Annotated in this window: 19 protein-coding genes; 10 read left to right on the top strand and 9 right to left on the bottom strand. The window is 71.2% G+C overall.

What is annotated here, in order from left to right; translation table 11 throughout:
- The first annotated feature begins 96 nt into the window (after window positions 1–96).
- Entirely contained in the window at window positions 97–5,853 is a 5,757-nt protein-coding gene (locus tag ACYVK7_RS11220; RefSeq protein WP_460887758.1) for a LamG-like jellyroll fold domain-containing protein, read from the top strand.
- Between the two features lie 89 nt (window positions 5,854–5,942).
- Here the strand turns inward: ACYVK7_RS11220 and ACYVK7_RS11215 are convergent, their stop codons facing one another.
- Complete coding sequence (locus tag ACYVK7_RS11215; RefSeq protein ID WP_460887757.1) at window positions 5,943–6,167, bottom strand: tautomerase family protein; 225 nt, start codon at window positions 6,165–6,167, stop codon at window positions 5,943–5,945.
- A gap of 185 nt (window positions 6,168–6,352) precedes the next feature.
- Here ACYVK7_RS11215 and ACYVK7_RS11210 point away from each other — a divergent pair, with 185 nt between their 5' ends.
- Both ACYVK7_RS11210 and ACYVK7_RS11205 read left to right on the top strand, forming a co-directional pair.
- Window positions 6,353–7,045 carry a YcnI family copper-binding membrane protein gene (locus ACYVK7_RS11210; RefSeq protein WP_460887756.1) on the top strand — a complete coding sequence of 231 codons (693 nt, stop codon included), beginning with the start codon at window positions 6,353–6,355 and terminating at the stop codon, window positions 7,043–7,045.
- Window positions 7,045–8,760: a CopD family protein gene (locus ACYVK7_RS11205; RefSeq protein ID WP_460887755.1), complete on the top strand. Its 1,716-nt coding sequence runs from the start codon at window positions 7,045–7,047 to the stop codon at window positions 8,758–8,760. Before ACYVK7_RS11210 ends, ACYVK7_RS11205 begins: the two co-directional genes overlap by 1 nt.
- 29 nt (window positions 8,761–8,789) lie before the next feature.
- Here ACYVK7_RS11205 and ACYVK7_RS11200 read toward each other — a convergent pair whose 3' ends face one another.
- The 5 genes from ACYVK7_RS11200 to ACYVK7_RS11180 form a co-directional block, all read right to left on the bottom strand.
- A complete protein-coding gene (locus tag ACYVK7_RS11200; protein WP_460887754.1) occupies window positions 8,790–10,817 on the bottom strand; it encodes a chorismate-binding protein in 2,028 nt (675 codons plus the stop codon).
- Window positions 10,818–11,041: 224 nt separating this feature from the next.
- Window positions 11,042–12,214 carry an epoxide hydrolase family protein gene (locus tag ACYVK7_RS11195; RefSeq protein ID WP_460887753.1) on the bottom strand — a complete coding sequence of 391 codons (1,173 nt, stop codon included), beginning with the start codon at window positions 12,212–12,214 and terminating at the stop codon, window positions 11,042–11,044.
- Between the two features lie 121 nt (window positions 12,215–12,335).
- A complete protein-coding gene (locus ACYVK7_RS11190; protein ID WP_460887752.1) occupies window positions 12,336–12,677 on the bottom strand; it encodes a hypothetical protein in 342 nt (113 codons plus the stop codon).
- 145 nt (window positions 12,678–12,822) lie between these two features.
- The gene (locus ACYVK7_RS11185) at window positions 12,823–13,494 is read right to left on the bottom strand and encodes a phosphotransferase family protein (RefSeq protein WP_460887751.1); all 672 of its coding nucleotides are present in this window, start codon (window positions 13,492–13,494) and stop codon (window positions 12,823–12,825) included.
- A 26-nt stretch (window positions 13,495–13,520) separates the two neighbouring features.
- Window positions 13,521–13,766, bottom strand: coding sequence for a hypothetical protein (locus ACYVK7_RS11180; RefSeq protein ID WP_460887750.1), 246 nt, complete (start codon window positions 13,764–13,766; stop codon window positions 13,521–13,523).
- A gap of 110 nt (window positions 13,767–13,876) precedes the next feature.
- On the opposite strand from ACYVK7_RS11180, the gene ACYVK7_RS11175 reads away from it, so the two are divergent.
- From ACYVK7_RS11175 to ACYVK7_RS11155, 5 genes are all read left to right on the top strand, one after another.
- Window positions 13,877–14,770, top strand: coding sequence for a 1-aminocyclopropane-1-carboxylate deaminase/D-cysteine desulfhydrase (locus ACYVK7_RS11175; RefSeq protein WP_460887749.1), 894 nt, complete (start codon window positions 13,877–13,879; stop codon window positions 14,768–14,770).
- An 80-nt stretch (window positions 14,771–14,850) separates the two neighbouring features.
- Window positions 14,851–15,345 carry a DUF2975 domain-containing protein gene (locus ACYVK7_RS11170; protein ID WP_460887748.1) on the top strand — a complete coding sequence of 165 codons (495 nt, stop codon included), beginning with the start codon at window positions 14,851–14,853 and terminating at the stop codon, window positions 15,343–15,345.
- Window positions 15,345–15,602 (top strand): helix-turn-helix domain-containing protein, encoded by a 258-nt coding sequence (locus tag ACYVK7_RS11165; RefSeq protein WP_460887747.1) that lies wholly within the window; start codon window positions 15,345–15,347, stop codon window positions 15,600–15,602. Before ACYVK7_RS11170 ends, ACYVK7_RS11165 begins: the two co-directional genes overlap by 1 nt.
- Before the next feature lie 222 nt (window positions 15,603–15,824).
- A complete protein-coding gene (locus ACYVK7_RS11160; RefSeq protein WP_460887746.1) occupies window positions 15,825–16,382 on the top strand; it encodes a small multidrug efflux protein in 558 nt (185 codons plus the stop codon).
- Window positions 16,383–16,582: 200 nt separating this feature from the next.
- Entirely contained in the window at window positions 16,583–17,335 is a 753-nt protein-coding gene (locus ACYVK7_RS11155; RefSeq protein ID WP_460887932.1) for a YdcF family protein, read from the top strand.
- A gap of 90 nt (window positions 17,336–17,425) precedes the next feature.
- Here the strand turns inward: ACYVK7_RS11155 and ACYVK7_RS11150 are convergent, their stop codons facing one another.
- Window positions 17,426–18,391, bottom strand: coding sequence for an alpha/beta hydrolase family protein (locus tag ACYVK7_RS11150; protein WP_460887745.1), 966 nt, complete (start codon window positions 18,389–18,391; stop codon window positions 17,426–17,428).
- 117 nt (window positions 18,392–18,508) lie between these two features.
- Here ACYVK7_RS11150 and ACYVK7_RS11145 point away from each other — a divergent pair, with 117 nt between their 5' ends.
- Window positions 18,509–19,117 carry a TetR/AcrR family transcriptional regulator gene (locus ACYVK7_RS11145; RefSeq protein ID WP_460887744.1) on the top strand — a complete coding sequence of 203 codons (609 nt, stop codon included), beginning with the start codon at window positions 18,509–18,511 and terminating at the stop codon, window positions 19,115–19,117.
- Window positions 19,118–19,200: 83 nt separating this feature from the next.
- On the opposite strand, the gene ACYVK7_RS11140 is transcribed toward ACYVK7_RS11145, so the two are convergent.
- Both ACYVK7_RS11140 and ACYVK7_RS11135 read right to left on the bottom strand, forming a co-directional pair.
- The gene (locus ACYVK7_RS11140) at window positions 19,201–19,626 is read right to left on the bottom strand and encodes a CoA-binding protein (protein ID WP_460887743.1); all 426 of its coding nucleotides are present in this window, start codon (window positions 19,624–19,626) and stop codon (window positions 19,201–19,203) included.
- A 141-nt stretch (window positions 19,627–19,767) separates the two neighbouring features.
- A complete protein-coding gene (locus ACYVK7_RS11135) occupies window positions 19,768–20,697 on the bottom strand; it encodes an AraC family transcriptional regulator (RefSeq protein WP_460887742.1) in 930 nt (309 codons plus the stop codon).
- Window positions 20,698–20,834: 137 nt separating this feature from the next.
- On the opposite strand from ACYVK7_RS11135, the gene ACYVK7_RS11130 reads away from it, so the two are divergent.
- Window positions 20,835–21,587 carry an SDR family NAD(P)-dependent oxidoreductase gene (locus ACYVK7_RS11130; protein WP_460887741.1) on the top strand — a complete coding sequence of 251 codons (753 nt, stop codon included), beginning with the start codon at window positions 20,835–20,837 and terminating at the stop codon, window positions 21,585–21,587.
- The last annotated feature ends 49 nt before the right edge of the window (window positions 21,588–21,636 follow it).

The raw sequence follows: 21,636 nt of genomic DNA, 5'->3' as shown, positions 1-21,636 counted from the left end.
CAACCCGGAGTGAGGTCTGGGCGGCCGCCCCTGTGCGGGGCCGGCCGTCCGGGCTGCCGTCATGCCCATGAACCACATGCGAAAAGGAATTCAACGATGAATTTGCTACGCAGAGCCGGCCGGCGCCGCGACGCGCGCCGCGTCCGCAGAGCGCCCGCCCACCTGGCCGCCATGCTGACCGCCCTCGCGGTGGCCGTGCCCCTCGGGGCCGGTGTCGCGCAGGCCGCACCCACGACGACGGCCTCCGCGGAGGCCGCCGTCGGATCCGTCGACGACGGCGAGCTGCGGGTGCTGCTGTTCTACAAGCCCAACTTCCACGCCTCGCACGTCCAGGCCCGCCAGGCCGTGCGCGACCTCGCCACGGATCTGGGCGAGGAGTACTCCCAGCCCGTCGACATCCAGGAGACCGACGACCCCGCCGCGTTCACCACGGAGAACCTCGCGACCAAGGACGCCGTGGTCTTCGCCCAGACCGGAGGCGTGCTGTTCGACGTGAACCAGCGTGCCGCGCTGGAGAGCTACATCCGTGGCGGCGGCGGATACATGGGCCTGCACTACGCAGGCTGGTCGGTCGGGCAGAGCGAGCACGACGTGAACCCGTTCTACGCCAAGCTCGTCGGCGCGATGTCCGAGGGTCACCCCGAGAACCCCGCGGTGCGCCCGGGCCGGGTCGTGGTCAAGGACACCGCGCACCCGCTGACCCAGGGGCTGCCCGCCGAGTTCACCCGCAGCGACGAGTGGTACGACTGGCTCGTCAACCCGGCCCCCAACGTGCGCACCCTGTTGGAGGCCGACGAGACGTCCTACGGCATGGGTGAGAACGGCACGACCCACCCGATCACCTGGTGCCAGGAGATCGACTCCGGCCGGTCCTGGTACTCGGGGATGGGTCACGAGGGCAGCGCGTACGCCGAGGCCCCGATCCGCACGCACATGAAGAACGGCCTGGCCTACTCCGCCGGCCTCCTCACGGCCGACTGCTCGGCGCCGGACAAGTCCGAGCAGGGCTCGTGGAGCGGCGTCACGCCCTGGCCGCTGGTCCCGATCAACGCGGCGCTGACGTCCGACGGCAAGGTCCAGTCCTTCGGCAGCGTCTCCTCCGGCTGCACCGACGGCACGCCCTACGACTTCGGCGGCAACTCGTGCGTCACCCAGGGCGGCCAGATGGAGGTCGACATCTGGGATCCTGACGAGCCGCGCACGGCGGCCAACGTCACCACGGGGCTCGTCGAGAACACGACGTACACCGACCTGTTCTGCTCGATGCAGGTCCAGATGCCGCACCGGCGAGCCACGCTGACCGTCGGTGGTGACGACGGACTGGGCGGCAACGCGCCCAACGACGCGGCTCTCGGCGTCACCAGCTACACGACCAACCAGGGGCTGCGCAACGAGGCCCCGATGAACTACCCGCGCTGGTACCCCACGGGCACCACCCTTCCCGACGGCTCCGTCGTCGTGCAGGGGGGCAGCCTCAAGGGTGGCCCCGGTGGCCCCGGCGTGCTGACCCCGGAGATCTACACCCCGGACGAGGGCAGCTCCTGGAAGCTGCTCGAGGGCGCCACGAGCGCGGCGGCCTACGGCGACGGCGGGAACGGCAACGGTCCCGACGAGAACCGCTGGTGGTACCCGCGCGCATTCGTCGCGCCGGGCAACGGCAACGTCTTCAACATCTCCGGCACCCAGATGTTCGAGCTCGACCCGTCGGGCGACGGCGCGGTGACCCTGCGGGGCACGCTGCCCGCCGAGATCGCCGACCAGGACGGGCTCGGCAACCCGGTGGGCGCCACGTCGACCGCGACCATGTACCGTCCCGGCAAGATCCTGCAGGTCGGCGGTGGCTGGTGGGTCAACGGCGGAGGCCCGGCCGGCGCGCGTGCCGGCTTCACCGTCGACATCACCGGCGGCACCGACGCGCCGGTGGTCGAGGCGACCGAGCCGATGAAGCACCAGCGGCACTGGGCCACCTCCACCGTGCTGCCCGACGGCAACGTGATCGTCACCGGCGGTTCCCGCGCCAACAACGGCAACGGGGGCTACGTCACCAACGCCGAGATCTGGAACCCCGACACCGGCAGGTGGACCGAGGTGGAGGTGCCCTACGAGCACGCCCGCCTCTACCACTCGACCGCGCTGCTCCTGCCCGACGGCCGCCTGATGCTGGGCGGCGGCGGGACGCCAGGCCCGCGCAACTACACGGACGTGGAGTTCTACTCCCCGTCCTACCTGTTCGACGGCGACGAGCCGGCCGTGCGCCCGGACGTCACGGCCGTCCCGAAGAAGGTCGGCTACGACGGCACGTTCGACGTGCGGACCGACGGTCCGGTCTCCCGCGTCACCCTGGTCCGCAACGGCTCCGTGACACACGGGTTCAACAACGACCAGAACTTCCAGGACCTGGCGTTCGCCCAGGACGGTGACAACCTCACGATCGAGACCCCGGTCGACGGCACCTACGCCCCGCCCGGTGCGTACATGCTGTTCGTCTTCGACGAGGACGGCACGCCGTCAGTGGCCGACATCGTCCAGATCGACCCGACGGTCGAGATGGACGCCCGCGCTCCGCACCTGGTCGACCAGCTCGAGTACCCGCGGATCCCGGCCGAGTGGCGCTCCGCCAACCCGCCGGCGGTCGTGGACGTCGCTCCCGGCGACGGCCGGATGTCCCCGTGGGAGGTCGACAGCACGGTCCAGCTGGTCCGCGCGGCCGCGCCCAGCCAGGGCGGTCTCGGCCTGACCGGGTACCACCTCGGTGTGGGGAGCGAGGGCAGCCTGACCCGCACGCTCAAGGGTCTCGACCCGGGCCGTGAGTACCGGATCTCCCTGCGCTACGCCCGCGACAGCCGGTCCGCCGGCACCGCACCGGGCACGGCGAACCTCTCGGTCGGCGACCTGTCGGCGACCCTGACGGCGGAGGCGGACGTGTCGTCGCAGGACGCGTTCGGGAAGTACGTCGGCACGTTCGTCGCGGGGGCGCGGTCGCAGGACCTGACGATCACCGCCGGAGACTCCGGTGCGGGCGTCATGATCGACGACCTCGTGGTCGTGGGCTCCGATCCCGGCGCCTCCGACATCCCGGTCCACTACGAGTTCGAAGAGGGCTCCGGAACCAGCGCCGCCAACACCGGCACGGAGATGTCCGTGGGCGCCGCCACGCTGACGGGGGAGAGCGGGTGGAGCGACAGCGGCGTGCTCGGCGGCGCGGTCGATCTCGCCGGCGGGACCAACGCCAACGCGGTGGACCTGCCCGACAACCTGCTCCAGGGCGAGGCGAGCTTCAGCACCTCGTTCTGGGTCAAGCCACGCACGACCTCGGACTGGGCCGGTCTGTTCCACCTCGGCGACGGTCTCGGTGACGCGGGGAGCTTCTTCCAGATCCAGACGCGGACCAACGCCTCCGGCGCCACCGGGCTCGCGGCCACGTTCAAGGCCAAGGGTGCGGCGCTGCAGGAGCGGGTCTACGCCACGCCGACTCGTGACGTGGCCGTGGACGAGTGGAACCACGTCGCCTTCACCCGGCAGGGTGCGACAGGGACGCTCTACCTCAACGGTGAGCCGATCGCCTCGCGCGACGACCTGACGATCGACATGACCGACGTCGGGCCGACGGCCAACAACTGGCTGGGGCGCAACGGCTACCCGGACCCTGCGTACGACGGCCTCATGGACGACGTGCGCGTCTACACCTCGACGCTGAGCGACGCCGACGTCGCGGCGATGCACGCCGACGGCACCGCGATCGCCACGACCACCACGGTCACCGTCGAGCAGGCCTCCCCGTCGCCGTTCGGCGAGCCGGTCGACGTCTCCGCCGTCATCGAGGCCGGTTCTGATGCGGCTCCCGCGGGCGTCGCGGAGCTGTGGGTCGACGGGACCCGCATCGGCGGCCAGGCCGACCTGGTCGACGGAGCGGTGCGGTTCACCGGCGTCGCCCTCTCACCGGGCGAGCACGACGTCGAGGTCCGCTTCCTCGCCGACGACGGATGGCGCGACTCGGCGCAGACCGTCAAGCACACGGTCGAGCGACCGCCGCCGGGTGAGGGCACGCCGATCCACTACGCCTTCGACGAGGGTCAGGGCACCACGGCGGCCAACACCGGTCTGGACGGTTCGGTCGGGGCGGCGACGCTCTCCGGAGCGGCCGGCTGGACCCCGGACGGCAAGTTCGGTGCGGGCATCAACCTGCCGGGCGGTGCCTCGGGCACGGGTAACCAGGTCGAGCTGCCGGACAACATCGAGGCGGGCATGGACGACCAGTTCAGCGTCTCGCTCTGGACCCGTCCGGACGCGCTGCCCATGTGGGTGCCGCTGCTGCAGATCGGCAGCAGCACCGACACGTTCTTCCTGCTGCAGTCCAACACCCAGGCCAGCGGCGCGACCGGCTTCGCCGCGACGTTCAAGGCGCCGGGCGGCGGACAGGAGCGTCTGGTGCTGGGGCAGGGCAACGACCTGCCGCTGAACGAGTGGACGCACGTGGTGTTCACCCAGAGCGGCTCGGTCGGCAAGATCTACTTCGACGGCGAGCTCCAGGCCACGCGCGACGACTTCACCGTCGACATCGGTGACGTCGGCGTGGGCGGCCAGACGACGACCAACCTCATAGGCGGCACCAGCTGGCCGGATGCCCGCTGGGACGGCCTGGTCGACGAGTTCCGCATGTTCGGGTACGAGCTGACCGCCGAGCAGGTGGGTGAGCTCCACACCGGTCCGGCCGCGAACGCGGCCCCGGTGGGTGCGGCGGACGCCTACGGCACCGTCGAGGACGAGCCGCTGACGGTGCAGGCGCCTGGCGTCCTGGCCAACGACACCGACGCCGACGGCGACGAGCTGACGGCGACGGGGCTCACGCAGCCCGCCCACGGTGTCGTCGACCTGGGAACGGACGGTTCGTTCACCTACACGCCGGACGCCGGGTTCGCCGGCACGGACACGTTCACCTACAAGGCCTCCGACGGCACAGCGGAGTCGGCGGCCACGACGGTGACGATCACCGTGGAGGAGGGCGAGCAGCCGCCGGTCAACACGGCTCCGGAGGCGGGTCATGACGCCTACGAGGCAGTGGGCGGGGAGCCGTTGACGCTCCCGGCACCGGGTGTGCTGGCCAACGACACCGACGCCGACGGCAACGTCCTCACCGCTACCGCGGTCACGCAGCCCGCCAACGGCGAGGTCACGCTGGCGGCGGACGGCTCGTTCACCTACACCTCCGACGCCGGGTTCTCCGGCAACGACGTCTTCACCTACCGGGCCGACGACGGGACGGACCTGTCCGCGCCGGCCAGGGTGACGATCACGGTGAAGTCGCCGGCGGTGACGGCGGTGGCCGGAGTCGCGCTGCCCATCACGTACGGCACGGCGGGCACGGTCTCGGTGGCGGTGTCACCGGACACGGCCGCGGGCGAGGTCGAGCTGTCCGACGGCGACACGAGCCTCGGGAAGGCCACGATCGCGGACGGACGAGGAACTCTCGTCCTGCCGGCCACCTCGCTCCTGCCGGGGGTGCACGACCTGACCCTGCGCTACGCGGGCGACGCCGATCACCGGGCCTCCTCGTCGGAGGTCAGGGTCACGGTGGAGAAGGTGGTGCCCACCATGGAGATCTCGGCGACGAAGGCCGCGGGCAAGCAGGCGGTCGTCGACGTGTCGCTCACCGCGGCGAACGAGGTTCCCGTGACGGGTGAGGTGCGGGTGGCGATCCAGGGCGGTGAGACCCTCGTCGGTACCGTCCAGAACGGTCGAGCGAGCTTCGAGGTGGCACGGCCCAAGGGCCGTGACCTGACGCTGACGGCGTCCTACCTCGGCAGCGAGCTCGCCCTGCGGGCGGAGACGAAGGTGACGGTCAGGGTGCGGTAGCACGGAGAGCGGCGTGGGCCCGGAGGAAGATCCTCCGGGCCCACGCCGTACGTCAGCCGGTCTGCTCAGGTTCTACGCCTGCGGCAGCGTCAGTCGTCGGCCAGCGAGGCGACCACGCCGGCGCGGCTCTCGTCCTCGCTGGCGAGCACGCCGCCGTTGGCGACGATGTCGGGGGTGATCTCGCTGAAGACCATGCGGACGTCCTGGCGCCGGGCGCCCAGGATCTCGACGGCGCAGTCGGCCACGGCCTTGGCGAAGTCGCGACGCTGCTCGAGGCTGCGGCCGCGGAGTAGCTCGACGTTGATGTTGGGCATGTCTTCCCTCCGGAGGCGGCCGCCCGCATAACACGCGTTCACGAGAGCGACCTTGATTCAGTGACATGAACCACCGTACGCGTCCCACGCCATACAGTCCACGTTTTCGACCGTCAGTTCACACTCTTGACAGCCGTTCGACCGGCTGGTTTGGTGTGCTGGCCACCTCCACCCCGGGAGCCACCATGAATCGCACGACCTTCGTTCGTCGCGTGACGCTGTCCGGACTCGTCGCCGTCGGCCTCGTCGCTCTCGGGTCGACACCGGCGACGGCCCACGTGACCATCACGCCGTCCACGACCGCGGCGGGTGCGACGGCCGTCCTCCGGGTCGAGATCCCGCACGGCTGCGGGGAGTCGGCGACGACCGCGATCTCCCTCCGGATGCCCGAGGAGGTCGCGGACGTGACCGCACCCGGCACGGACCGCTGGGCGGTCGACCAGGCCGCGGACGGTCTGACCTGGACGACCCAGGAACCGCTCCCGGACGGGGAGCACGCCGAGGTCGAGTTCTCCGTGCGCCTGCCCGACGACGTCGGCGCGACGCTCGTCTTCCCGGTCATCCAGCAGTGCGAGGACGGTGAGGCGGCCTGGACCGAGGTCGCCGAGCACGAGGAGGGGCACGACACGCTCGACCGGCCGGCGCCGGTCGTCGTCGTGACCTCCGGTGGCGCCGAGGCGGCAAGTCCCGCAGGCGACCCCGCGAGCCCGGCGGCCGACCGCGAGGCACCGAGCCCCGCGGGCGACCCCGGGGCGGCGAGCGCGGCCGCCGGCGCCGAGGAGCGCGACCCCCTGATCACCTACGGTGCGGCCGGTGTCCTGGTCGCGGGCATCCTGGTGGGCGCAGCGGTCCTCCTGCGGCGCCGCCGACGCCAGTGATGCGCCCCGACGCAGTGATGCGCCGGAGCGCGGGGCGGCGCACCGGCAGCTGGTTGCTCCTGTTCGCCCTCGTCTGCGCGCTTCTCCTCGGCCCGGGGATGGGCAGCGCCGCCGCCCACGCCACGCTCGTCAGCACCGACCCGGCAGAAGGCGCGGTGCTCGAGACCGCCCCCGAGCGCGTCACGTTCACCTTCAACGAGTCCGTGATCGGCGTCCCCGCGGGGATCAAGGTGTTCGACGCGACGGGCGACGAGGTGGACTCGTCGGCGTCCGTCCGTGGGTCGCGGCTGTTCGTCGACCTCGACGAGGCCGTCCCCGACGGCACGCTCGTGGTCCTGTGGCGGCTCGTGTCGGAGGACGGGCACCCGATCGGCGGCTCGCTGACCTTCGCCGTCGGCGCCCACAGCGAGGTGGTGGACGTGCCTGCCACCACCGCGGACGCCCGCACCGACGCACCCCTTCTGCTCGGCCTCGTCCGCGGGCTGGGCTACGTAGGCCTCCTCGTGGCCGCCGGAGTGGCGGCCTTCTCGGTCCTGCTCCTTCCGCCGGACCGCGGAGCCAACCGCTCGCGCACCCGGCTCCGCCCGGTCGCGCGCGCGGCAGCCGTCGCCGCTGCTCTCGGCTGGTCGCTGGCCGTACCCCTGGTCGCGCTCTACCAGCTCGGCCTCCCGGCGTCGGCGATCACCGAGGGTACGACCTGGTCGGCGCTCGCGCCGGCCGAGTACGTCGTCCCCGCCGTCGTGGTCGCGGGCCTCGCGCTCGCCGGCGCGTCGCTCCCGGCCGCCGGCGCCCCCGGCCGGACCAGGACCGCCCTGGTCCTGGTCGGATGCGTCCTCGCGGTCGCCGCGCCGGCGTTCACCGGCCACACGAGGGCAACGACTCCCGAGGCGCTGGTGATCGGCGTGGACGTGCTGCACCTGGCCGCGGGAACCCTGTGGCTCGGCGGGCTGGTAGCGATCGTCCTGGTGCTCGGAGACCTCGCGCGCGGCGACTCCGGCGCCGTCGTGCTCCGCAGATTCTCCACCTGGGCCGCCGGCCTGCTGGCGGTGCTCGTGCTCGCCGGGTCCTTCCTGGCCTGGCGGATCGCCGGATCCTGGGACGCGCTCGTCGAGACAGGCTACGGAACCCTCCTCCTCGTCAAGGTCCTGATCGCGCTGGTCGCGATCGCCCTCGCCGCGTGGAACCGGTACGCCTTGATGCCGCGCCTCCGCCCGCCCGCCCGGCGCCGCGACCGGGGGTCCGCAGCCACGCCGGTGGTCCGCACGGCGCTCGCGGAGGCAGGTGTGCTGGTCGCTGTCCTGGTCGTGACCGGGTTCCTGGTGGACCGGAGCCCCGAGGCAGAGGTGGCCGTCAGCTCCGTCGATGGGCAGGTCGACGGGCAGAGGGAGGTCGCAGGTGAGAGCGCGACGGAGTCGCTGCGGCTGGACGACATCTCCGCGCAGGTCGTCCTGGACCCGCTCGCCGTGGGGCCGGCCACCCTCACCATCGAGATGACCGACCAGGCCGGGGAGCCCGCAGAGGGCTACGCGGCGCCCCAGCTCAGCCTGACGGCCGACGAGGTGGACCTCGGAGTGGTGGAGGTCAGCTCGCTGGGCCCGGGCGTCTACGCCGGCGAGGTGGTGCTGCCGACCTCGGGGGAGTGGGAGGTGCGGGTGTCCCTGCGCACCACGGAGTTCGACAACCCGGTGGGGACGGTCACGTTCCGCGTCCCCTGACCGGCCACGTTCCGGCTGCCGGGCGCGGGTCAGCCGGCGACACGGGTGGTCCTGCGTGGGACGCCCAGGACGTGGCGGGTGACGGTCTCGAGGACGGTGAGGCCGTCGGCCGAGAGGACCGATTCCAGGTGGCCCTGCACCGAGGCGACCCCCCGGCCGCGCAGCGCCGTGAGCACGCCCTCGGCGTCGACCGACGGTTCCAGGGCGAGCCGGGCCACCGGGTTGTCGGCCGCGGCGGCGTCGACGGTGGTCAGGTGTGCGCCGAAGGTGTTGTAGTAGCCGACGGCGGCCGTGGTGCCGAACACGTCGGCGTCGAGCCGCACGCCCTGACGCGGTGCGGGCAGGGCGCGGAGCGGGAAGCCGGCGAGACCCGCCAGCACCTGGTGGCTGAGACAGACGGCCAGCAGCGGCCGGCCCGCGGTGACCCGCTCGTGGATCCGCCGCGCGATGCTCGCGATGCGGGGATCCTCGAGGTCACGCGGGTCGCCGGGTCCCGGCCCGAGGACCACGAGATCGTCCGCGAGCACGTCGTCCACGGCGTCCCACCGCACCACGCGGGCGGTCATCCCGAGGTGGCCCAGCTGATGGGCGAGCATGGTCGTGAACTGGTCCTCGTGATCGACCACGAGGACGCTCCGGCCGGTCAGCGGCGAGGCCTTCGCGGGTTCGAACGGCGCGGCCTCGGGTGGCGCGGTGGTCGTGGCGGCGTGCGCGGCGTCCTGCGGACGCACCCAGAACTCGGCGAGCTGGCGGTTGCGGGCGGTCAGCGCCTCGGCGACGCCGTCCTGCGCGTTCAGGTCGACGACGGTGTCCGGCCCGGCGCCGCGCGGCACCAGCCCGAGCGAGGCGAGCACCCCGGCCGCCTTGGCCCGGGTCTCCGCGACCTCGTGCTCGGGCACCGAGTGCCGCACCAGGGTGGCGCCGGCCGGGACAGACACCAGGCCGCCCTCGTGCAGGTAGGCCGTGCGGATGAGGATCGGGGCGTCGAGCGAGTAGCCCGCGGGGCCGAACGGGACGCTCCCGGCCGGCTCGCCGGCGCCGTCGGGCTCGAACAGCGCGAGGAACCCCGAGTAGTAGCCGCGCGGCCGAGTCTCGTGGCGGGCGATGACCGTGCAGGCGTTCTCCATCGGCGACCCGGTCACGGTGGGCGCGAACATCGTCAGCCGCAGCGCCTCGCGGGGGTCCACGGTGGTGCGGCCCTCCAGCAGGTACTCGGTGTGGCTGAGGCGCGCCATCTGCTTGAGGTACGGGCCGACGATCCGCCCGCCGTCCGGGCAGAGCGCGCTCATCATCTTCATCTCCTCGTCCACCACCATGAAGAGCTCCTCGTTCTCCTTGGTGTCGCGCAGGAACTCGAGCACGCCGTCCCGCGTGGGGCCCGACGCCGGGTGGCGGTACGTGCCGCTGATCGGGTTCATCCGGGCGACGCCGTCGTCGAGGGTCAGGTGCCGCTCGGGCGTGGCGCCTGCCAGGGACAGCGACTCGGCGCCGTCAGCCGGTGCGTGCACCGCGAACGTCCAGTACGAACCGACCTCGTGCGTGAGCAGGGCCCGGAACCACGACGTCAGCGTGGAAACCGGTGCTGCGGAGGTGCTGGCCTCGAAGCGGCGCATCACGACGAAGTTGGCTCCGGCGCCCTGCCCGATCTCGTCGTCGATGACGCGGCGCACGATGCCCGCGTACTCGTCGTCGGGCACGTCGAAGCCGAGCGGCTCGGCGGCCACCGGCTCGGGCGGGAGGGCGGCGACGGCGTCGGACAAGGGGACCTGCTCCGACTCGCGCACGACGAGGCAGCGCAGGGGCGCCCCGTCGTCGTGCACGGTGAACCCGCGCTCGCGGGCCTGGCGGAACGGGACCACGGCGAGCACCGGCGCACCGTCGAGCGGGATGTCGCGCAACAGGTCGACGTCGACGACGTCACCGGTCAGGACCTCGACCTCGGTGCCGCCGTGGCGGCGCAGGAGGGCGAAGGGGAGCGAGCCGTCGGAGGTCAGGACCCGGTCGAGGAGGGGGTGCTGGGCGGCGTCGGAGGTGGCGTCACGGGCGGGACGGGACATTCGGGGGCCTCTCGGTTTCGGGGTGCTCGCCCCGGACCGCTCGCCGCGTGGGAACACGAAACGACCGCCTCGGGGCGAGGCGGTCGTGGACGTGTGAGTGGATGCGTCGCGAGCCCGCCTAGTCGGCGGGCCACCAGTCCTGGCAGATCAGGTGCGACGTCATGGCCGGAACGTTAGCCGGGTGCGGGCCGAGTGTCCACAGGGAAGGCTCGGCCCACCACCGCTCACCGGCCGGCGGCCAGCACCGCCGCGAGCCCGTCCTGCAGGTCCTCGACGAAGTACCCGGGGACCTCCAGCGCCGGGAAGTGGCCCCCGGCCTCGGGCGTCGTCCACCGGACGATCTGCCGGTACCTCTCCTGTGCCCAGGGGAGCGGGCACTTCTCGATGTCCCGGGGGTACATGGTGATCGCCGCCGGGACGTCGACCCGCAGGCCGGGGTCCATCGAACTGTGGCTCTCGTGGTAGATCCGGGCCGCTGACGCTCCCGTACGCGTCAGCCAGTACAGGGTGACGTCGTCGAGGATCCGGTCCATCGAGATCGTCTCGAACGGGCTGTCCTCGGTGTCCGACCACTCCGCGAACTTGTCGAGGATCCAGGCGAGGAGCCCGACCGGTGAGTCGACGAGCGAGTACCCGATGGTCTGCGGCCGAGTCGCCTGCTGCTTCGCGTACGCCCCGCGCGGGCCCTCGTAGAAGGCGCGGGTCTCCTCGGCCCACGTGCGCTCGACGTCGCTCAGCCCGTCGGTGGTCAACCCGGGCGGCGCGTCCGCGAACGTCGTGTGGATGCCGAGCACCTGCTCGGGGAACCGGCCGGCGAGGACAGTGGTGATGTTGCCGCCCCAGTCGCCGCCGTGGGCGAGGAACGTGCCGTAGCCCAGCCGGTCCATCAGCTCGACCCAGGCGGCCGCGATCCGCTCCGTTCCCCACCCGGTGGTGGCCGGCCTGTCGCTGTAGCCGAACCCTGGCAGCGACGGGACGACGACGTGGAACGCCGGCGCACCGGGGTCCCGCGGATCAGCCAGGTCGTCGACGATGTGGGTGAACTCCGCGATGCTGCCCGGCCAGCCGTGGGTCATGATCAGCGCGGTGGCGTCCGCGCGGGGGGACCGGCGGTGCAGGAAGTGGATGCCCAGACCGTCGATGGTCGTGCGGAACTGGCCGAGCTGGTCGAGGCGTTCCTCGAACGACCGCCAGCTGTACCCGGTGCGCCAGTAGCTCACCACCTCCACGAGGTCGGCCAGGGGAACGCCCTGCCCCCATCGGCGCGGGCCGGGCGTCGTGCCCTGGACCGTCTCGGCCTCCGGCAGCCGCGCCGCGGCCAGACGCGCGCGGAGCTCGTCGAGGTCGGCCTCGGTCGCGCGGGCGTCGAACACCTGCACGTCGGTGGGGCGGGGCATCAGACCTCCAGGTCGTCGGAGAACCGGACCGCGACGGTCGCGGCCGACCGTGTCCGTTCTAGCAGACCCTTGCCCCGGACACATGAATCGGGCGACCCACGGCGGTCCCACTGCGGTGGTCTCACGGCGCCCCGCGCTCCCTGCGTGACCGGACCGCAGACGCGACCGCGGCCGCAGCCGCGATGACCAGGCCGGCCCCGAGCCCGATGCCGATGGCGACCATGCTGGTGTAGGCCCGCAGCGCCAGGTCGTAGAGCGCAGGGTCCACCGAGCGCGCGAAGGTGACAGCGGCGTCCGGAGGGTTGTGGCCCAGCGACGGGCCCACGTCCCACAGCACCTGGTGGACCAGGACGAGCGACACACCGTACAAGAGCCCGAGTGCGAGGAAGTCCATGACCGGACGCCGGGTAGGCCGTAGCACGGCGACGGCCAGCCAGGCCGCGAACGGAGCGAGCGCCAGCACGTAGCAGGCGCTCGTCCACCTGGAAATATCCCGGACCGACGAGCGTGGGGGATCCGGCGGCCGGCGGCACCTTCGCTACGTCGTCCGGCGGCCCACCGATCGCCCGAGTACGACGCCGGGCGTACGAGCCGGTTGGGTGGCCGAGCTACTCCTGCCAGTCCGCTGTCGCCGCTGCACGCTGCTGCCACTGCCGCACTCCCGGCCCGTCGGGCTCCCAGCGCCGACAGAACTCCTCGAGCGACTCGCACCCGGCGACCATGACCGCGCGCCGGTCGTGCCAGCTCGGCACGTCACCGCCGTAGGCGCGGAAGAAGTGGTCGATCGCGCGGCGTCGGTCGGGGTGGTGCATCCGCACGATCCACTCGCACCAGGCCAGGTCCTCGACCGGGTCACCGAGGTGCGCGAACTCCCAGTCGAGCACAGCGGTGGCTTCGAACGTCCCTGGATCGAGCAGCACGTTGTTCGGGCCGAAGTCGCCGTGCACCAGCACCTTGCCCGGCGGGAGAGGCTCCGGGCCGAGCAGGTCCGGCGGTGCGTCGTGGATGCGCCGGAGCACCCGGCCGCACGTCGTCATCACGGCATCCGAGTGCCCGTCGTCCAGTAGTTCCTGACCCTGCACGCCGGCCACGAAGCCGAGCGTCAGGGTGCCGGCTCTGACCGCACGTACCGGCGGCACGGGCACGATGCCGTCGAGTCGGGTCAGCAGGTCGTGCTCGCGAGCGAGCCGGGACGGAGCCTCGGGGCCCGCATAGGTCTTCTCCACCACGGTCCCGTCCCCGACGGTGTGGTTGGTGTAACCGTGCTTCAAGCGGCGCATCCACTCAGGATCGATGCCGGGGACGCTCAGCGCAGCGTCGGCCCTTCCACGTTCACCGGCCCGGGGGCAGCCCGGCGTTCGATCTGCAGGTTGACGGTGCTGCGCGACGTCGGGATCACGGCGAGCTGGGCCTCGTCGCCGCTGGTGTCGATGGCGCGCACGTGCAGGTGGCCGTCCTTGAGGCGCATGGCGAACTGGTCGGTCCCGGCGACGAAGCGCACCTCGCTGTCGTCGGTGATCACGGTGGGGCCAGTGGGCAGTGTCTTGGGCATGGGTACAGCATGCCAGCGCCGCGCGGCTGTGCGGCAGGTCGGCCATCCCTGTCCCGCGGGAAGTCTGTGTGCCCCGGTCAACCTGACGGGGTGCGTGCCAGACTGCCGACGTGCCCGCGCTGCTGCTCCCGTCACCGGTCGAGGTGCTCGACGACCAGCGTCTCGCCGCAGCTGGCGTGCGCCTGCTGCTCAAGCGGGACGACCTGATCCACCCGGACCTGCCGGGCAACAAGTGGCGCAAGCTGAAGTACAACCTGGCAGCCGCGCAGTCCGCCGGCGCTGCCCGGCTGTTGACGTTCGGCGGTGCCTACTCCAACCACATCCGGGCCGTGGCCGCCGCGGGAGCGCTGTTCGGGTTCGAGACGGTCGGCGTGGTCCGGGGCGAGGCGCACGACCCGCTGAACGCGTCACTGCGGTTCGCGGCCGACCACGGCATGCGCCTGACGTATCTGGATCGTCAGACGTACCGGCGCAAGACCGACCCGGACGTGATCGACCGGCTGCACGATCGGTTCGGCGACTTCTATCTGGTGCCCGAGGGTGGCAGCAACGCCTTGGCCGTGCGTGGCTGCGCGGAGCTGGTGGGCGAGATCAGTGACGGGTTCGACGTCATCTGCTGCGGCGTCGGTACCGGCGGGACCCTGGCGGGTATCGCCGCCGGGCTGGCGCCCGGGCAGCGGGCGGTCGGCTTCTCCTCGCTCAAGGGCGGGGACTTCCTGTCCGACGACGTCGCCGCGCTCCAGCGTGCCGCGCTGGGGGAGGCGACCGGGAGCTGGGGGATCGAGACCGGCTACCACTTCGGCGGGTATGCCAGGTCGAAGCCAGAGCTGGTCGCGTTCATCGACGACTTCGAGTCCCGCCACGGGCTGCGCCTGGACCGGGTGTACGTGGCGAAGATGATGTACGGCATCTACGACCTGGCGGCTCGGGGCGTACTCCCCGCCGGGACGAGGATCGTTGCCGTGATCACGGGGCCTGACTTCGAGGCTCGGACACGCTCGTAGTACCGCTGCTGGTCGGGGTATCGATCGAATCTCGTCGCTAATCGCTTGATTATCGAGCGATACCCAGTGATAATCGCTGTATGAATCGCATCGTCTTCGCCATGCTCACGGCACTGATCCTCGGCGGTATCGCCCTCAGCCTGTTCGCCCAGGTCGTGATCCTTCCTGGGATCGCCGCCGACGAGGTCAGGCACTTTCCCGCGTACGAGCCCTACCGCGTCCCGCTCCTGACCGTCGGGATCGCGTTCATCGCGTGCGCGCAGGTGGCGCTCGCGGCCCTCTGGGCCCTCGTGTTCCGCGCCCAGACGGGCGTCTTCTTCCGGCCGGGCACGCGGCGCTGGGTCGTGACGATCGGCGCGGCGATCGGGGTCGCGACGCTGCTCACCGGCGGCTTCTTCCTGTACCTGACGTTCGTGGGCATCCCGATGCCCGACGACATGGGGGACCTGGGGCTGTGGATGGCCAGCGGCCTGGGGTCCGTGGTCGGGGTCGCGCTGCTCGGGGTCGTGTTCGTGACCCATCGGCTCATCGAGCGGGCGACGGACGCGCAGACCGAGCTGGATGGCGTGCTCTGATGGCGATCGTCGTCGAGATCGACGTGCTCCTGGCCAAGCGGAAGATGTCGGTCGGCGACTTCGCCGACGCGATCGGTCTGAGCCCTGCCAACGTGTCGGTGCTGAAGAACGGCCGTGCGAAGGCGGTCCGGTTCTCGACGCTCGACGCGATCTGCAAGGCCCTCGGTTGTCAGCCGGGCGATGTGCTGCGGTGGGTCCCCGACGACGGTGACGGGTCCGGGGCAGCGTTCCAGGACGCGACGACCGAGACCCGCTGACCGGCACGCGCCACGGCTGACCTGCGCGACAGGTGCCGTGGCGCGTCGGGCTGCTGATCCGCTCAGGCCGCGGCATGACACATGTCACGGGTGGGGTGTGCGAAGCATCCGGAAGGCGGTGACAGGCCGGCACTTCTGTGCGGCGTCCCCAGGCGGTGGACTGGGGGCAGCACCGGGGACCACCCCGAAGCCCACAGCCAGCCACAACCACGGGAGCACACCATGGACCTCGTCGAAATCCTCCAGAACCTCCTCGGACAGGTGCCCGAGCTCGTCCAGCCACTCGTCGTCGCGCTCGCCGGCGCCATCCCGTTCGTCGAGGGTGAGGGCGGCGCGGCGATCGGCATCCTCGGTGGTATGCCGCCCGTCGTCGCCGCCATCGCCGCGATGGCCGGCAACTTCCTCGTCGTGGCGGCCCTGGTGCTGCTCAGCTCCGGCGCACGCAACGCCGTCGTGACCCGGCACCGCGAGAAGGTCCTGGCCCGCGACGGCGCGCCGGTACCCGCCGGGTCCACGCTGGAGGTCCCCCCGGGCGGGAAGGCCGACGGCGCTCGCAGCGCCGCTCGCCGGGCGAAGTTCCAGCGCGCCTACGAGCGCTACGGCGTCCCCGGCGTGAGCCTGCTCGGCCCCCTCCTGCTGCCTACCCACTTCACCGCCACCATGCTCGCCGCATCCGGCGTCGGCAAGGCCCGCATCCTGATCTGGCAGGCCGTCGCCATCGTCGCGTGGACCACCCTCACAGCACTCGTCATCAGCGGGGTCATCCAGGCCGTCCGATGAGCACCACGTGGCAGCCACCGATCCCGGGCGGGTAGGGCGCGGACACTCGTCGCGCTGCTCGACGGAAGTGAACTGCACCTTCGTCCGTGACGGCTGCGGCACCGCGGTGACCAGTGCCAAGGCCGTGCGGATGGATGAGCGGACCAAGGTGCGGGCCGGGCCCGGTCCCGGCTGGGCCGTGCCAGGATGCGACCGTGGAGATGACCGACGTCATGCGCGCGATTCTCTGGGTCCCCGTCGGAGCGGTCCTGATCCTTGATCCCTTGATCGTGTCGTTCACGAGCGGCTTCAGCTCCGGCGTTGTCGCGACGTTCCTGCTCGGCGTCCTCTACCTGTGGTGCGGTCTCTACCGGGGCGGGATCCGGGCCCGTACGAAACGGCTGATCGGCTGGGTGCGGATCCTCGTCCTGGTCGGCACTGCGCTGTCGCTCCTCCTCTTCGCGTCCATCGCGTTGCTCGGCCGGGCGGACACCGTCTCGCACCGGGAGGATGCCGTCATCGTCCTCGGGACGGCGCTGAAGGGCGACGAGGTGACGCCGTCGCTCCGCTCCCGGCTGGACGTGGCTGTCGAGTACTCCACCGCGAACCCGGACGCCGTCGTCGTCGTCACCGGTGGCCAGGGGCCCGGGGAGACCATCGCCGAAGCGCTCGCGATGGAGCGGTACCTGGTCGCGCACGGGGTCGCGGAGGGCCGGATCGTCCGGGAGGACCGGTCGACCAGCACCTACGAGAACTTCGTCCGCGCGAAGGTCCTCCTGGACGCGCGCCTCGACGCGGGCTACACGACGGCCTTCATCACGAGCGAATACCACGTGTTCCGGGCCGGCGAGATCGCTCAGGGAGCAGGAATCGGCAGCACCCATGCCCACGCGGACACCCCGTGGTACCAGGTCCCGGTCGACTACGTGCGGGAGCTCCTGGCGATCACGAAGCTCGTCGTGACGGGGCGGTGATCGGGTTCGAGCGCCACCACCCCGGACGTCCCACGGAGAGGTACTGCTCATCCTGGTGGTGACCGTTGCAAAGGTACTACGTGGTCCGGACTACTTGCTGTCGATACGGCCGAGTGCCGCACCGGTCTCGGCCATTGCTGCGGTGGCCTTCGCCCAACCTGTGTCGGCCGGGTCCAGGGTGCTGCGCAGGTAGGCGGTGGTCAGTCGCTGCAGGACCGCGACCCGCTCCGGGTTCTCGTCGGTGGTCTCGGCAGCTTCCCAGTTCGGGATGCCGCCCAGGGAGTGCTCGGCGCCGAACAGGGTCAACAGGTCGGTGGCACCCGGGCTGTGGGCGTAGGCGTCGGTGAACCAGTCCGGGCCGCGGTCGGACATCTTCGACTGGTCGTGGTCGCCGGCCACCACGAGCGTGGGCGTGGTCAGCTCAGTGAACGACGGGTTCATGAACGGGAAGTGCTCCTGGGCGAACGGGTGCAGCCCTGCGCCCCCGATCCCGGTCGCGGCCAGCAGCACGCCGGCCTGCACCCGCCGGTCCGCGTAGTCCTGGCCGGCCTTGCCCTTGCTGTCGAGAACGCGGGCACCGAGCAGCATCTGCACGGTCTGGGCGCCCCAGGAGTGTCCGGCCGCGACGACCTGGTCCCGGTCGACCCGCCCGGCAAGGCCCGGCACCGCACGTTCGATCGTCTCGAGCTGGTCCATGGTCCGCACGAGATCGGCATGCCGTTCGGTCCAGACCTCGCCGAACCCGGGGTGGTCGAACCCGATGCCGTCGCGACGGGAGTCGAGGTGCGTCGGTTGGACGACGACGAACCCACGAGACGCCCAGAAGGCCGTCAGGGGTGCGTATCCGTCGAGGGACCACCCGTTGCCGTGCGAGAACAGCAGCACCGGCAGGTGCTGCCCGGTCACGGGGGCAGAGACACGCACGTCGAGCGGGAGCGCGCGGCCCGGCGCGTCCAGGCGCACAGGGGCGACCGAGACGACCTGGTCTCCGACCCCCACGAGGTCGTCGAGGGCATGGATGATCGGGGTGTCGGTCGTTGCAGGAGTACCACTCATGGGAGATCGCTCGTCCTTTGCGGTCGAGGCCTCCGCCGACCAGAATGGAAGCGGAGCGCCGCTCCGAAACAATACGGAGCGCCGCTCCGGTTGGCAAGTATCGACGAAGGCTTCCCCATGACGACCGCTGGCCCCACTGACAACTCCACCGACTCGACTCCGCGCCTGAAGCGCAGCGATGCCAGGCGCAACGAGCAGGCCCTGCTCGAGGCCGCCGCCGCTGTCTTCGTGACGAACGGCGTGGACGCGCCGGTCCGGCTGATCGCCGAACGTGCGGGGGTGGGCATGGGGACGATCTACCGGCACTTCCCGACGCGTCCCGCGTTGGTGGCGGCGGTGTACCAGCACCAGGTGGAAGCGCTGGCCGAAGCGGGCCCCTCACTCCTGCGCGAGTCCGGCGACCCCGGAGTCGCCCTCCAACGATGGGCCGCGGGCTTCGTCGACTTCCTCGTGACCAAGCATGGGCTCGCTGGTGTGTTCGGGTCCGACACGGAGGGCGTGAACACGCTGCATCAGTACTTCGTCGACCGGCTCGTCCCGGTGTGCGACGCCCTGCTCGACGCCGCGCTCGAACCAGGCGACTCCGGGCGGGTTTCCGGGTACATGCTCATGCGCGGCATCGGCAACCTCTGCATCGGTGGCGCCAACGACCCCCACTACGACGCCGCCCGCATGGCCGCGCTGCTCGTGACCGGGGTGCTCACCGGAGAACCCAGACATGGATGAGGGCACGATCGGACTCCGTCAGGCGTGCGCCGGGGCCCGCGAGATCGGCTGGTTCGCGCGTGCTCCATGTCGTGACGTCATGCTCACGGTCGAGGTGCGGAGCTCGCCGTGTTCCCGAGCCGTAGCGTCGTCTCCCCGATGCAGGTGTCCTCGACGTAACGGAGGCCCGCGCCCTCGGCCGTCTCGCGAGCCTCGTCGGAGGTCAGCCCGAGCTGCAGCCACAGGGTGCTCGCACCGATATCGACCGACTGACGGGCGATGGCCGGCGCTTCGTGCGCGGGCCGGAACACGTCGACGATGTCGACCGGGACAGGTATGTCGGCCAGGGCCGGGTATGCCTTCCGCCCGAGGATCTGTGTGGCGGTCGGATGTACCGGGATCACGTCGTAGCCGGCGTCGAGCAATACTTTCGCCACCGCGACGGAGGGTTTCTCGGGATTGGTGGAGAGCCCGACGACGGCGACCGTCCGGGCCGTGTCGAGCAACGACTTGAGGTCCGTGTCGTCCATGGGCTTTCCTCCTGGTTTCGGATGTTCATCGAGGCGGCGGTACCTGATCGATCGCTGGTCAGGGAACCGACTTTCGATCTGTCAGCCAGTGACAACCATCGTGAGCTCCGTTCGCATCCCGCCTCCCACCGTGGATGAGGCTCACCGCGGAGCGGGAGATGCCTGCTTCGGTGTCCGGGCTTGGTTGCGGAACTTCGTGGGTGATGAGCCGACCACGCGACGGAACGCGGTGCTGAACGCACTCTCGGACTGGTAGCCCGTGGCTCGTGCGAGCTCGGAGATCGAGAGCGTGTCGCGGGCGAGGGCGTCGCGGGCGAGGGCCATGCGCCATTGGATCAGGTACTCCAGCGGCGGGACACCGACGTGGTCCTTGAAGGCCCGGGCGAACGCCGAGCGCGACATGTGGCTGATCTCGGCGAGCTCCTTGAGGCTCCAGGAGCGAGCCACGTCCGCGTGCACGGCCCGCAGGGCGGTACCGATGCCGTCCTCGTTCAGTGCGCCGAGCCAGCCGGTGGGCCGGTCTGTCTGGCCGGCGTGAGCGCGCAGCATGTGCACGAGCAGGACCTGCGCGAGGTGGTTCTGCACCAGCGGGCCGCCGGCGGCGTCGACCCCGACCTCGGTCGCCAGGAGTGCGATCAGCTGCCCGAGCTCCAGGCCACGAGGGTCAGCCGCCCGGACGATCACGAGCGGCGGGAGCAGGTCGGTCAGAAGGGCCGCGTTGCTGTCGTCGAACGCGATGTGCCCGACGCAGAGATAGAGGTCGTCCTCGGACTCCTGGCCGATCCGCACGAACCCGTCGTCGGCTCCCGTGAACACCCGCTCCGCGGGCCGCGGGCTGGCGTCGAGCGTGCTGGCCAGCACGTAGGGCGGGGGGTTGCCCAGCATGAAGGTGTCACCTTCATGCAGGAGCACCGGCTCGTGCCCTTCGAGGACCAACCAGCACGTGCCGCGCACGAGGCCGCCGATCCGCACGTGCAAGAACGTGTCGAAGCGCAACGCCCACTCGCCCACGGCCCGGAGGTTGGGCCCGACCACTGTGCGGGGCTTGAGCAGGCCGATCGCGTCCGCCACTGGATCGTTGAAACCGAGCAACGCTCTCCTGGACTATCAATAAGGAATTGTGGACTATCCGTTATGGAGGATACCTCGGCCCCTGTGCAGGATCGATGTCGTCGGATCGGCATCGAGAGAGCAACGGAGAGAGTCACATGGGACAGCTCGAGGGCAAGACGGCGGTCGTGACCGGCGGTAGCAGCGGGATCGGTCTGGCGGTCGCCGTGCGGCTGGCGCACGAGGGTGCATATGTGTTCGTCACAGGGCGACGTGAGGCCGAGCTGGAGAGCGCTGTCAAGACCATCGGGGTGGAGCAGGCCACGGGAGTGGCGGGTGACATCTCGAACCTGGAGGATCTGGACCGGCTCTATGACGTCGTCCGGGCGCGGGGCAAGGGGTTGGACGTGCTGGTGGCGAACGCGGCGATCGGTGCGTTCGTGACGCTGGAGCAGACCACCGAGGAGCACTTCGACCAGACCTTCGGGATCAACGTCCGGGGAACGCTGTTCACGGTGCAGAAGGCGCTGCCGCTGCTCAACGAGAGCGCATCGGTGGTCCTGACCGGGTCCACGGCCGCCGACCGTGGCATGGACGCGTTCGGCGCCTATTCCGCGTCGAAGGCGGCGGTGCGGTCGTTCGCGCGGACGTGGTCCACCGAGCTCAAGGGCCGGGGCATCCGCGTCAACGTGGTCTCGCCGGCGTGGATCGAGACCCCCGGAGGCACCGCCTCGTTCGGGGACGAGGAGACTGCCCGGGCCATGAAGGACCACGTCGCCGCGACGGTACCCAAGGGTCGCATGGGGCAGCCTGAGGAGGCTGCCGCAGCGGTGGCGTTCCTCGCCTCGGAACAGAGCAGCTATGTCGTCGGCTCGAACCTCTACGTCGACGGCGGCACCAACCAGATCTGAGCGAGGGCCCGGGTCGCGGTCGAAGAGGTGATGAGGTCGGGGCGTGGCG

This window comes from Promicromonospora xylanilytica, from assembly GCF_054782895.1.
Note: the sequence above shows the minus strand (reverse complement) of the source record. Positions and strands in the feature narration are given on the sequence as shown.

What these genes read in the sequence shown, in the direction of transcription:
- ACYVK7_RS11130 (WP_460887741.1), top strand. Translation starts at nt 20,835, where the DNA reads ATGGGACAGCTCGAGGGCAAGACGGCGGTCGTGACCGGCGGTAGCAGC.
- ACYVK7_RS11220 (WP_460887758.1), top strand. Translation starts at nt 97, where the DNA reads ATGAATTTGCTACGCAGAGCCGGCCGGCGCCGCGACGCGCGCCGCGTC.
- ACYVK7_RS11140 (WP_460887743.1), bottom strand. Translation starts at nt 19,626, where the DNA reads ATGGACGACACGGACCTCAAGTCGTTGCTCGACACGGCCCGGACGGTC.
- ACYVK7_RS11150 (WP_460887745.1), bottom strand. Translation starts at nt 18,391, where the DNA reads ATGAGTGGTACTCCTGCAACGACCGACACCCCGATCATCCATGCCCTC.
- ACYVK7_RS11155 (WP_460887932.1), top strand. Translation starts at nt 16,583, where the DNA reads ATGACCGACGTCATGCGCGCGATTCTCTGGGTCCCCGTCGGAGCGGTC.
- ACYVK7_RS11145 (WP_460887744.1), top strand. Translation starts at nt 18,509, where the DNA reads ATGACGACCGCTGGCCCCACTGACAACTCCACCGACTCGACTCCGCGC.
- ACYVK7_RS11215 (WP_460887757.1), bottom strand. Translation starts at nt 6,167, where the DNA reads ATGCCCAACATCAACGTCGAGCTACTCCGCGGCCGCAGCCTCGAGCAG.
- ACYVK7_RS11200 (WP_460887754.1), bottom strand. Translation starts at nt 10,817, where the DNA reads ATGTCCCGTCCCGCCCGTGACGCCACCTCCGACGCCGCCCAGCACCCC.
- ACYVK7_RS11160 (WP_460887746.1), top strand. Translation starts at nt 15,825, where the DNA reads ATGGACCTCGTCGAAATCCTCCAGAACCTCCTCGGACAGGTGCCCGAG.
- ACYVK7_RS11170 (WP_460887748.1), top strand. Translation starts at nt 14,851, where the DNA reads ATGAATCGCATCGTCTTCGCCATGCTCACGGCACTGATCCTCGGCGGT.
- ACYVK7_RS11180 (WP_460887750.1), bottom strand. Translation starts at nt 13,766, where the DNA reads ATGCCCAAGACACTGCCCACTGGCCCCACCGTGATCACCGACGACAGC.
- ACYVK7_RS11195 (WP_460887753.1), bottom strand. Translation starts at nt 12,214, where the DNA reads ATGCCCCGCCCCACCGACGTGCAGGTGTTCGACGCCCGCGCGACCGAG.
- ACYVK7_RS11205 (WP_460887755.1), top strand. Translation starts at nt 7,045, where the DNA reads ATGCGCCCCGACGCAGTGATGCGCCGGAGCGCGGGGCGGCGCACCGGC.
- ACYVK7_RS11165 (WP_460887747.1), top strand. Translation starts at nt 15,345, where the DNA reads ATGGCGATCGTCGTCGAGATCGACGTGCTCCTGGCCAAGCGGAAGATG.
- ACYVK7_RS11210 (WP_460887756.1), top strand. Translation starts at nt 6,353, where the DNA reads ATGAATCGCACGACCTTCGTTCGTCGCGTGACGCTGTCCGGACTCGTC.
- ACYVK7_RS11185 (WP_460887751.1), bottom strand. Translation starts at nt 13,494, where the DNA reads ATGCGCCGCTTGAAGCACGGTTACACCAACCACACCGTCGGGGACGGG.